This window comes from Frankia sp. AiPs1, from assembly GCF_023716945.1.
Lineage (GTDB): Bacteria > Actinomycetota > Actinomycetes > Frankiales > Frankiaceae > Frankia.
On the sequence record NZ_JAMQQF010000202.1, the window covers coordinates 1 to 9755 of the forward strand.

6 protein-coding genes are annotated in these 9755 nt (G+C 71.9%); 4 read left to right on the forward strand and 2 right to left on the reverse strand.

All coding sequences use genetic code 11. The annotated features are described in order from the left end of the window. The coding region (locus ND748_RS17610) for an acyltransferase (RefSeq protein ID WP_251746891.1) at window positions 1-1292 on the reverse strand (1292 nt) is incomplete at its 3' end. Between the two features lie 114 nt (window positions 1293-1406). Further along, on the reverse strand, window positions 1407-2804 hold the full coding sequence (locus ND748_RS17615; RefSeq protein WP_374215955.1) for an ArnT family glycosyltransferase: 1398 nt from the start codon (window positions 2802-2804) through the stop codon (window positions 1407-1409). 255 nt (window positions 2805-3059) lie between these two features. Between ND748_RS17615 and ND748_RS17620 the strand changes: the two genes are divergently transcribed. The 4 genes from ND748_RS17620 to ND748_RS17635 all read left to right on the forward strand — a co-directional run bounded on the left by ND748_RS17620 (window position 3060) and on the right by ND748_RS17635 (window position 9704). Beyond that, window positions 3060-5435 carry an acyltransferase family protein gene (locus tag ND748_RS17620; RefSeq protein ID WP_308205653.1) on the forward strand — a complete coding sequence of 792 codons (2376 nt, stop codon included), beginning with the start codon at window positions 3060-3062 and terminating at the stop codon, window positions 5433-5435. A 63-nt stretch (window positions 5436-5498) separates the two neighbouring features. Continuing rightward, window positions 5499-6500, forward strand: coding sequence for a GDP-mannose 4,6-dehydratase (locus tag ND748_RS17625; RefSeq protein ID WP_251746892.1), 1002 nt, complete (start codon window positions 5499-5501; stop codon window positions 6498-6500). A 235-nt stretch (window positions 6501-6735) separates the two neighbouring features. Further along, window positions 6736-8349, forward strand: coding sequence for a hypothetical protein (locus ND748_RS17630; protein WP_251746896.1), 1614 nt, complete (start codon window positions 6736-6738; stop codon window positions 8347-8349). After that, window positions 8346-9704 (forward strand): glycosyltransferase family 4 protein, encoded by a 1359-nt coding sequence (locus ND748_RS17635; protein ID WP_251746893.1) that lies wholly within the window; start codon window positions 8346-8348, stop codon window positions 9702-9704. Before ND748_RS17630 ends, ND748_RS17635 begins: the two co-directional genes overlap by 4 nt. Window positions 9705-9755: the final 51 nt, after the last annotated feature.

The window sequence follows — 9755 nt, forward strand, 5'->3', positions numbered from 1 at the left end:
GTGCCCTCGCCCGGCACCACCCGCTCGCGGCGGCGCGCCACCCAGGCGTCCGCGCGCCGGGCCCAGCCGTGGGACAGCCGGATGCAGGGCCGCTCGATGAGGTGGTGCGTCGCGGTGGCGACGGCCACCGTCAGCACGACGACGATCGCCAGGAACGGCGCGTAGGGGATCTTCCACAACCGCCAGCTGCTGTGCTCCAGCACGAGGTCGATAACGGTGGAGTGCCACAGGTAGATGCCGTACGAGATCGCGCCGAGGAACGCCAGCGGCCGGCTGGCCAGCAAAGGCCGCACCGCCCCACGGTCCTGGCGCCCGAAGACCGCTGGCAGCAGCAGGAAGAATCCGAACAGCCCGTACAGCAGGTGACGGTTCATGTCCTGGGCCCGATCCGGATCGAAGATCGGCACCAGCGGCAGGCCGGCGTGCCTGCTGGCCACCCAGTAGATCAGCGCCGCCACGGCCCAACAGGCTGTTCCCGAGCCGGGCAGGCTCGCCCAGCGGGGCTGCCGGCCGAGCTGGGCGTACCGGGCGGAGACCACGGCGAGCGCCATCCCCATGGCAAACAGGTCCCACCAGACGGGCAGCCAGGCGTTCCAGCCGGACATCCAGGCCGCCGTGCTCGGGATGACAAGGAAATGGACGACCTTCGCGGCCAGGAAGGTCACCGCCAGCGCGGTCAGCTCCACCCGGACCTGGACCGCCGGCGAGCGACGGCGCCGGCCGAGCAGCCAGGCATAGACGGGCACGGCGAGGTAGAACGCGACCTCGATATCGAGCGTCCATGCCTGGGTGAGGCCCTGGATGGCCCAGTGATCCTGATAGCCCTGCAGGAAGAACGCCGTCTGGAAGATCCCGGCGAGCCCGTGCACGCCGACTCGATCGTCGCTGACCACGTTGAGGGTGACGGCGAGCGCCACCCAGTAGAGGGGGACGACCCGCATGAACCGCCGCACCAGGTAACCCGGTGCTGCGGCGGCGGGAACATCCGCGAGCCGGGCCGCGACGAACGGGCGGTAGAGCAGAAATCCCGAGATCAGGAAGAACACCGCGACCCCGGCCTCACCGCGCGCGGTGTAGGGACCGAACCCGCTGCTGGTGGTGAACCCCGCCGGGAACGACGTGTGCACCACGACGACAAGCAGCGCAGCGATCGCGCGCAGACCGTCGAAGCCCGGAAAGACGACCTTGGGCGGGCGGATCCCGACGGGACGGCGCGGATCAGGGATCGGGGCGGAACCGGCGGACGCATCGGTGCCGACGGCGACCGAACGGGGGCGGACGGGGCCGGTCACCGCGAGTTTGCCTCAAGATACGCAATGTCCGGCACGTCGAAAAACGTACCAGCACGGCAGATTATCGAGCTAGCACACCCCGAACATATCGGCTTTTTCCACCCACTGGCGTAGTCAGGTCGGGTAACCCGGGTCGGTTTCGGATCGCACCGGTTGCCCAGCCGGGATCCGCCTGGCCCGGGAACGCACCGGGCCGGCGAGCCGGCTGGCAGCGGCCGTGATCGCGACCGCGGCGAGCAACACCACCGCCGGCTCGGCGGCGGCCCGGAAACGGGTGGTGCCGTAGACCACCACCGTTGCCAGGCTCAGCGTCACGGGCACCGCGAGCAGGGGCAGCAGCGAGGTCCGGCGGCGGCGCAGCACGACGACGCCGCCGACCGCCGCCACTTCCAGCACCCACAGGGTCACCATGGCGAGCCGGCTCAGGCTCAGCGGCCGCAGCTCGATCGTGTCGAGGCGGGCCTGCTGCCATGGGCGATAGACGCCCCAGGTGCGGCCAAGGCGGGCGGCCGCCACCGTGGGCAGCCGCCCGTAATGGCCCCGGATGTAGTCGTACGCGGCATGTCGGTAGAAGACATCGCGCTCGGAGCGTTCCGCGGGCGGCGGCGGGAGCGCCAGCACGCAGTCGAACGACCACCAGCCCAGGTCGCGCCCGGAGTACGTCGCCGGGCAGTGGGTGACGGCCAGGGTGGAGCCGAGGCCGGTGGACAGGTACTCCGGCTCGTGGAACCGCGACAGGTTGTAGGCCGCCCAGGGGGTGATGGCGGCCAGGCTCGTCGCGGCCGCCACGGCCAGCAGCGCGGCGCGGCGACGCCAGGCGACATCGCGGGCCATCGCGACGAGCGGCACGACGAGCACGAGGGCCAGCAGCGCCAGTTCGGCGCGGGCCAGCATCACCGCCGCCAGCGCCAGCCCGAGCCAGGCGGCCTCGGCGAAGCCGCGACGGTCGACGAAGCGGTAGCCGGCCAGGATGATCCAGGCGCAGGTCAGAATGCCCGTCGTCTCGGACATCACCAGCGGATCGTTGAGCCACATGCCGGGGTAGACCGCCGCGATCCCGCCGGCCACCAGTCCGGTGGCAGGGCCGGCGACCCGGCGCCCGGCGAGGGCGACCAGCACGATCGCGCCGACCCCCAGCAGGCAGGAGAAAAGCTGGTGGGACAGGAAGCTGGTGAAGCCCAGCAACGACGGTACGGCCAGCAGGAGGCTGGTCAGCGGCGGATGCTGGGCGTCGGCGAGGTAGCGCCCGGACAGGCGCAGTTCGTACGGGTCGGGCCAGCCACGGCCGTCGGCGAACAGGTTCGCCGCCTCGTGGTAGTAGAACGCATCACCCTGGACCGCCGCCGGGTGCAGCCAGTGGAACAGGTAGAACAGGCGGAAGCCGAGGCCGATCAGGCAGATCAGCGCCAGCCGGAGGTACCAGCGTCGCAGCCGACCGCGCCAGGCGCCTGCGGCGGGGGCCCCGGCGGGCGCGGGTGCCGGTTCGGGTACGCCCGACGACCCGGACGCCAACGCAGACCCGGACGCCGGCTCAGGCCCAGACGCCGACCCCACCGTCCGTGGCTGCCCCCCCGTGGTCTCAGACACGCGCGGAAAGTACCAATGCGCTGGTACCCGGCAGACAGCGCGTCCGGCATCAAGGCCGCAAACATACCGCGCGTGCACGGCGTGACGCAGTTGCGATTAGCCTTGCCGCTCGGACGTCCTGATGCGATAGGGGTCGGCGAGCCGCGGTGGCGGACCCGGTGCGGACCCGGTGCGGACCCGGTGCGCAGCGGCCGAGTCCGCACGGCAGCCGCCGCCCGGTTCCACGGCCCGATGGCGCCCCGGCGACGACGAGGAGGGACCAGGCTGACCAGCAACGACGCCGATACCGTCCCGCTGGCGTCCGGGGATCGACGGCGGCGGTCGGCCGCCGAGCAGCAGGCCGACACGACCCCGATCAGCACTCGCGCGGGCGGGCTGCGCAGCCCGGCCGGGGGTCCGCAGTCCCGACACCCGACAGCGGAGCGTGAGGGGCACTTTGGTGACGGTCGGAGCGGCGCCGACCGCAGGCACCGGGATCAGCCGTCCCACCGCCAGGGGCGGCTCGCGGCCGAGCGACGGCCCGAGGAGGACCTCGACGCCACCGGCCCGGTGCTCGCCCCGCTGGGGCACCTGCCCGCCCTGGACGGGCTGCGGGCGTTCGCCGTCATGGCCGTCATCGCCTACCACGCCGGCATCTCGTGGATGCCCGGCGGTCTGCTCGGCGTGGACACCTTCTTCGTGCTCTCGGGCTTCCTGATCACCGGGTTGCTCATCACCGAGTACCGCAACACCCGGCGCATCGACCTGCGCAGCTTCTGGGTCCGCCGGTCCCGTCGGCTGATGCCGGCGCTGCTGGTCCTGCTGATCGGGGTGGCGGCGTACGCCCGGTGGATCGCCTCCCCCGGCGACGTCGGCACGCTGCGCCTGGACGCCCTGTCCACGCTGCTGTATGTGGCGAACTGGCGCTTCGCCCTGTCCGACCAGAGCTACTTCAACCACTTCTCGGCGCCCTCGCCGTTGCTGCACACCTGGTCGCTGTCGGTCGAGGAGCAGTTCTACGTCCTGTGGCCGCTGATCGTGTTCCTGCTCATGCGGCACAGCGCCCGCACCGTGGACCGCTGGCGCCGCCAGCGCCAGAAGGCCCAGTCCCTCGCGCTGACGGTGGCCGTGCTCGGCGCGGAGGCGTCGGCGCTGGCCGGCCTCGCCCTGCTCCTGCTCGGCACTGATCCGTCCCGGATCTACTATGGCACCGACAGCCGCGCCCAGGCGCTGCTGGTCGGGGCCGCGCTGGCCGTGTGGCGGGGGCAGCGGACGCGACCGATCTCGGCGCGGGCCCGCTCGGTCATGTCGGTCGTCGGTTGCCTGGCGGGCGCGTCGATGATCGTCATCTGGACGACGGTGAGCGGACAGAGCCGCGCGCTCTACGCAGGCGGGTTCCTCGGCGTCGCCGTCGTGGTGATGCTGCTCGTCGCCTCGCTCGTCGAGGCGCCCCAGGGGCCGGTGTCGAAGGTGCTCGCGCTGCCCCCGCTGACGTTCATCGGGCGGATCTCCTACGGCCTGTACCTGTGGCACTGGCCGGTGTTCCTCACCCTGACGGCCACCCGGACCGGCACCGACGGCGTGGTCCTGCTGCTGCTGCGGCTCGGCGCCACGCTGGCGATCACGCTGGCGTCGTTCCACCTCGTGGAGGACCCGATCCGCCGCCGCCGGATCCGGCTGCCGAAGCCACAGCTGACCGTGCCCGCCGCGTTCGGCGGGGTCCTCGCGGTGATCCTGGTGGCCACGGCGGGCACGTCGGCGTCGGTGCGCACCCCCGCCGAGTTGGAGGCGCTGGCCAAGCGGGCGGCCACCTCCCCGCAGCCGACCGTCACCGTGCGTCCCGGCAGCGCAGCGCCGATCAAGGTGCTGCTCGGCGGCGACTCGGTGGCGCTCACGCTGGGCTTCAGCGACTTCTCCTCGATGGCCGCCGACCAGGGTATCGAGATCCACGATTTCTCCAAGCTCGGCTGCGGGGTCGCCCGCGGCATGGAGCGGCGCGTCCTTGGCGAGGCCGGACCGACCACCGAAGGCTGCGACCAGTGGCCGCAACGCTTCGCGCAGCGCGTCGACGAGGTCAATCCGACGCTCGCGCTGCTGCTCGTCGGCCGCTGGGAGGTCACCGACCAGTTTCGCAACGGCCGGTGGACGCACATCGGGGACCCGGCGTTCGACGCCTATCTCGGCCGCGAGCTGGATCTCGCGATCACCACACTTGGGGCCAAAGGCGCGAAAGTGGTACTTCTTACCACCCCGATCTTCAAGCCGACCGAGGCGCCGGACGGCAGCATCTACCCGGAGACGAAGGCCTCGCGGGTCGAGCGCTTCAACGTGCTCCTGCGCCAGGCCGCCGCCCGCCACCCCGGCACGAGCGTGATCGACATCACCTCCATTCTCACGCCGGGCAACAAGTACGTCGACGAGCTGGACGGCGTCCGACTGCGCGACGACGACGGGGTGCACATCTCGAAAGGTGGCGGCCGACGGATCGGGGCCGCGATCATTCCTCAGCTTCTTCGGATCGCTCAGGAGCCGGCGGCCGCCGCGGCCCCGCAGACCGTGGTAGCGGGACCCGGCTGACCGGCCCGGTTTACCTGACGCTAACCTTCCGCCCAGTACCGGGTGGTCTACAGGAGGATCGACGTGCCGCGTGCGCTGATTACCGGGATTACCGGTCAGGACGGGTTGTATCTGGGTGAGTTGTTGACCGCGAAGGGTTATGAGGTGTTCGGGTTGGTTCGTGGGCAGTCCAACCCGAAGGTGGCGGTGGTGGAGCGGGTGGTGCCGGGGGTGGTGTTGTTGGAGGGTGATCTGACGGATCTTTCGTCGTTGATCGGTGCGGTGGAGATCTCGCAGCCGGACGAGGTGTACAACCTTGGGGCGATCTCGTTCGTCGGACTGTCGTGGAAGCAGGCGGAGCTGACGGGGGAGACGACGGGGATGGGGGTGTTGCGGGTGTTGGAGGCGTTGCGGATCGCGGGTGGTAACGACATGTCGCGGGTGCGGTTCTATCAGGCGTCGTCGTCGGAGATGTTCGGGAAGGTGCGGGAGACGCCGCAGCGGGAGACGACGCCGTTTCATCCGCGGTCGCCGTACGGGGTGGCGAAGACGTTCGGGCATTATTTGACGGTGAATTATCGGGAGTCGTACGGGGCGTTTGCGTGTTCGGGGTTGCTGTTTAATCACGAGTCGCCGCGGCGGGGGATCGAGTTTGTGACGCGGAAGATCACGCGGGCGGTGGCGCGGATTTCGTTGGGGTTGCAGGACTCGTTGACGTTGGGGAATTTGGAGTCGCGGCGGGACTGGGGTTTTGCCGGGGATTATGTGGATGCGATGTGGCGGATGTTGCAGCAGGACACGCCGGATGACTATGTGGTGGCGACCGGGGTGACGCACAGCATTCGGGAGTTGTTGGATGCGGCGTTCGGGCGGGTGGGGGTTTCGGACTGGTCGGGGTTGGTGCAGCAGGATGCGCGGTTTTTCCGGCCGGCGGAGGTGGATGTGCTGGTGGGGGATCCGACGAAGGCGCGGGAGGTGTTGGGGTGGACGCCCCGGGTCGGGTTCGAGGAGCTGATCGCGATGATGGTCGACGCCGATCTGGCCCTCGAGGCGGAATCAACCGGTAAGGCGTTGACGATCAGGTGAAAGCCCTTCCCCGGACGAAACGCGCGGCCGGCCACCCCGCCGCGGGTGAATCGGCCGCGCGCGGGTATTCCCCGGCGCGCGCCGGGGATGACGCCTGCGTGTGTCGTCGGGGAGGACGCTGATGAACCGCAACGCCGTCCCGCCGGGGGATCTCTCGCCCACTGCCCGGCTCGCGGCGGGGCACCGGGCGAGAACCGGTCCGACCCCCTCGGATCCCGCCTCGACCGGGCCGATGATGGTCCGGCCGCCGGCGGCGGCTTCGGGGGCTCTGGCCTCGGGAGCGTTGGCTTCGGGGGCTCTGGCCTCGGGGGCTCTGGCCTCGGGGGCTCTGGCCTCGGGGGCTCTGGCTTCGGGAGCGAGGGTGGCGGGAACGAGGGTGGCGGGTCCGGTTCCCGCCGCCGCCGGTTCGGCGGAGCGGGTCGGCGTCGGCGAGGCCGGGGACGGCTGGACGCTGCGCAAGCGGCTGCGGCAGACCCGCGGCACCCGGCTGCGCGGAGCGCTGCGCGGCGCCGTCCCCCTGGCCCTCGCCGGCCTGCTCGCCAACGCCGCCAACATGGGCGTCACCTTGATCATCGCCCGGGCGATGAGCACCCGGTCCTACGGGGCGGTGGCCCAGCTCATCGCGATCTTCTTCGTCGTGTCGATGCCGGGCAGCGCGCTGCTGGTCGGGGTGGTCCGGCGGGTCACCAGCTGGCAGCACAGCGGCCGGCTGCACCTCATGGCCGACTGGGTGAACCGGGTCCGCCGGGTGGGCGTCGCAACCGTGCTGGTGGTCGCGGTGCTCGCGGTCATCGGGCGGGGGTTCGTGGCGCGCGAGCTGTCGCTGCCCGGCCCCGGCGGCGTCGCCGAGATCATCACCGCGGGGGCCGCGTGGTGCCTGCTGTGCGTCGACCGGGGGTTGCTCCAGTGCGCCCGCCAGTACCCGGCGCTGGCCACGAATCTGCTCGTCGACGCCGCGGTGAAGACCGTCTGCACGATCGGCCTCGTGCTCGTCGGCCTCGACGAGTCCGGCGCGGCGATCGGCGTCCTGCTCGGCGTGCTCGCGGCCCTCGCCCACGTCCGGTGGACTCAGTACCGAAGCCCGGAAACGATGGGCCGAAGCCCGGAAACGACGGGCCGAAGCCCGGAAACGACGGGCGGCAGCCCGCAGACGACCGGCCGCGACCTGGCCGCGTCGCTGCCCGCGCAGCCGCCCCCCGCGGCGCCCTGCTCGCCAGCCGCCTCGGCGCCCGTCAAGGCGCCGACCCGGCTGGCGGTGGAGGTCGGCGCCGCGCTGGTCGCGCTCGCGCTGCTCGGGCTGCTGCAGAACGTCGACGTGCTGCTCCAGGGCCGGCTCGCCCCGGACCGCTCGGGCTCCTACGCGGCCGTCTCCGTCGCCAGCAAGGTGATTGTGCTGGCCGCGGTGGTGCTGGCCGGGTTCCTGCTCCCGGAGGCGGCGGACCGCCGGCATCTCGGGCAGCATGCTCTGCATCAACTCGGCGCGACGATCGCGATACTCCTCGTGCCGGCGATGGGGTTGCTCGCCGCCGCCCTCATCGCACCGGAGAAACTGCTTTCCCTGGCCTTCGGCCCTCGTTTCACCGACGCCTCCGGCGCGCTCCTCCCCCTGGCCGCAGCGATGACCTGTCTCGGAGCTACCGTGCTGTTCACCCATTACCTGCTCGCTCTCGGAGAGCGAGGCGTCCTGCTGGCCCTGGGCCTCGCCGCCGGGGCGGCCATCCCCCTGCTGCTGTGGGCGGACGGCTCGCCGACGGCGACCGCTCGGGCCGATCTCGCCTGCCAGGCGGCGTTGGCCGTCGTCACCGGCCTGTCGGTGCTCGCCGCGGCCCGCCGGACGGCTCGGGCATGACCGCGCCGAGCAACGGCCGCGGCCCTGGCCCCGGCGCGACGATCCCGCCGACTTCGCAGGGCCTGATCCTGCCTCAGGCCGGCACCGGCGCCGGCGCCGCGGTGCCGGCGGGAATCCTGGCCCCGCAGCTCGGCGCGCCGGGCATCGAGGACCTGTCCCGGCGACCCTCGCTCACCGAACTCGTCGAGACCTCCGGGTTGCGCCGCGTGCACGTGCTGGCCTGGCGAGACCTCGACGACCCCGAGTCCGGCGGCTCGGAACTGCACGCCGACAAGGTCGCCGAGCGCTGGGCCCAGGCGGGCATCGACGTGAGCCTGCGCACCGCGTTCGCCCCCGGCCATCCCGAATCGGTCCGCCGCCACGGCTACGCGGTGGTGCGCAAGGCGGGGCGCTACTCGGTCTTCCCGCGCACGGCCCTGTCCGGCGCGCTGGGCCGCACCGGCCCGTGGGACGGGCTGGTGGAGATCTGGAACGGCATGCCGTTCTTCTCCCCCGTCTGGGCTCGCTGCCCGCGGGTGGTGTTCCTGCATCACGTGCACGCCGAGATGTGGCGGATGGTGCTCTCGCCGAAGCTGGCGAAGGTCGGTGAGACGGTGGAGTTCAAGGTCGCCCCCCCGTTCTACCGGCGCACGCGGATCCTGACGCTGTCCCAATCGTCCAGGCACGAGATCATCGAGCTGCTCGGCTTGCCGCCGCGCAACATCTCGGTCGTGCCGCCGGGGATCGACCCGGCGTTCACCCCCGCCGGCGAGCGGTCCCCGCATCCCCTCGTCGTCGCCGTCGGCCGGCTGGTGCCGGTCAAGCGCTTCGGCATCCTCATCGACGGCCTGCTACGGGCGCGCGACGAGCACCCGACGTTGGAGGCGGTGATCGTCGGCGATGGCTACGAGCGGCCGGAGCTGGAGAAGAAGATCCGGGCCGCCGGGGCGGGCACGTGGCTGCGCCTCGTCGGGCGCGTCGACGACGACGAGCTGCTCTCGCTCTACCGGCGCGCCTGGGTGCTCACCTCGGCGTCCGCCCGGGAGGGCTGGGGAATGACGATCACGGAGGCGGCGGCGTGCGGCACACCGTCGGTGGCCACCCGCATCGCCGGGCACACCGACGCGGTCGTCGATGGTGAGACCGGCGTGTTGGTGGAGGACCCGGCCGATCTGGGCAAGACACTGGCCGGCGTGCTCTCCGACGACGACCTGCGGGCTCGGCTGTCCGCCGGCGCCCTCGCCCACGCCGCGACGTTCACCTGGGCGGAGACCGCCCGCGCCACGTTCGCCGCGCTCGTGCGGGAGGCGGCCCGCCAGCGCGGGTCCGCTTCCCCGGCGGCCCGCGCCGCGAACGTGATCGGCCAGCGTCGGTGACCCTGGCGACCTCTCTGGTGACGACTCTGGCGATCCGGTGACCCTGACCAC